This window comes from Polaromonas sp. P1_E3 (genome assembly GCF_056405935.1).
Map to the genome: position 1 here is coordinate 1 of NZ_JBFUBD010000496.1, position 1,763 is coordinate 1,763.

The window sequence follows — 1,763 nt, forward strand, 5'->3', positions numbered from 1 at the left end:
GGGATCGAAATCAACCAGCGAATCGGGCAAAGGCCCGGCGCTCACCGATTCAGCCTCTTGAGCCCTGCGCAAAAAGCCCTTGCCAGTGTTCCCCCCACCTTCAGTCACGTAAGGTGCGCTGTCTTCGGCAAAGCCCTTGCCCCACCACGATCCGCGGCTGATACGGCTTTGCTGCCGACTGCGCATCCACAGCGCCAGAATCACCAGAAGGGAGGTGGCCAGCAAAGCGCAAAGGGCATATACGAGCCAGTTGTTATAGCGTTCTCCGCGTGCCTGCTCGAGCTGTCCACGCATTTCCATCACGGCTTTTTCAGTTTTCTGGCTTTGTGCAAGCATGCCGGCAACGTCGGCCTCCAGCGACTTCAGGCGCTGGTTGTCTCGTACCATGTCCTGGGGCTGGGCGTTAAGCGCTTGCCACAGTGCAGCAGCGGCAGCGCGTTGCTGGGCATTCATTGAGGGTTCCGTCAACAGCTCAGGCGAAGATCGAAGCACGGGGTCGCGCTCCGCTGCGAGGTCGACGGGATCAAGTTTCAGGCGCGAACCAGATTTGCGGGCCGGCCCGGGGGCGGCTTTGCCCGCCGGGCGAATAGAAGGCGTGGCTCGCAGCGCCGCGGCTGGAGTAGCCGCCCGCAGTTCATTGCCCGCAACGGAGGGATTCTTTTCGGATCTTGCCCTTTGAGCTTTTCCGTCGGCGGAACGGGCTGCGCCTGCCTGGGGCTTTAAACCGTTGTCCGCAGCACCCTGCCCTCCAGGCACCTGCGCCGCAAGTGGTCCAGCCGACACTGCTTTTCCGCTGACCACCGGGACCGAGTTGGTGTTTTCTCCAGCCACTTCTGCCAGCAGCACATACTTGCGCGTGTTTTTCTGCAGGCATCCTTCACGCACGTAAAGCGTCACCACAGGCTCATCGACATTGGAGCTTGTGCGAATGCGGATCAACGCCTCGCCGGAAGCGCCTTGTGAATTGGCGACGCGCACCTTGTCCTGGGGAACCTGGCTATCGCCAAAAAACACATCGGCCGCCACGCATACGGCAGACAGCCCTTCGGCGCCATCCAGATTGGCCGACACGGTGACATCAAGGGGACGTCCGACAAGCGTGGCGCCGCGCATACGGCCCAGCGACAAGGCCATGGTTTGGATGGCAGCACCCATCAGCAGAATGCCAAGGAGGTATTTGACAGGCGTCTTGGCAAGTTTCATGAAGTGGGCAATTTTGGCACGGTACGCCGACAAATACGGTCGGCCATAATTAGGTATGGAAGTAAATTACAAAAATGTGGGAATAGTTGGCACGGGTGCCATGGGGCGCGGCATTGCCCAGATCGCGGCGCAGGCGGGCAGCACCGTCCAGTTGATGGACGCGCAAGCAGGCGCCGCAGGAAAGGCACGCGAAGCCATCTGCACCCAATGGGACAAGCTGGTGGAAAAAGGCCGCCTCGACCCCGCCGCTGCTGCAGGCCACAAAGACCGCTTGCTGATTGCCGGCACCCTCGCCGATCTCGCCGGCTGTGACCTCATTGTTGAAGCCATCGTCGAGCGGCTGGACGTCAAGCAAACCCTGTTTTCCGAGCTGGAGGCGCTGGTCCCCGCACAAACCGTGCTGGCCACCAACACATCCTCGCTCTCCGTAACAGCCATCGCGGCGGCGCYCAAGCACCCCGAGCGCCTGGCTGGCTACCACTTTTTTAACCCCGTTCCGCTGATGAAGGTGGTTGAAGTTATCGCAGGCCTGAAGACCAGCCCCGCCGTCTGCGAGAACC

General features: G+C 61.2%; 2 protein-coding genes. One reads left to right on the forward strand and one right to left on the reverse strand.

Annotated features, from left to right (window positions below):
• Window positions 1-1,203 (reverse strand): type IV pilus assembly protein FimV (locus AC1D0Z_RS20945; protein ID WP_477660088.1); only part of this gene is annotated, 1,203 nt, incomplete at its 3' end.
• A gap of 55 nt (window positions 1,204-1,258) precedes the next feature.
• Here AC1D0Z_RS20945 and AC1D0Z_RS20950 point away from each other — a divergent pair.
• Window positions 1,259-1,763: 3-hydroxyacyl-CoA dehydrogenase NAD-binding domain-containing protein (locus tag AC1D0Z_RS20950; protein WP_477660089.1), on the forward strand; the 505-nt coding region annotated here is incomplete at its 3' end.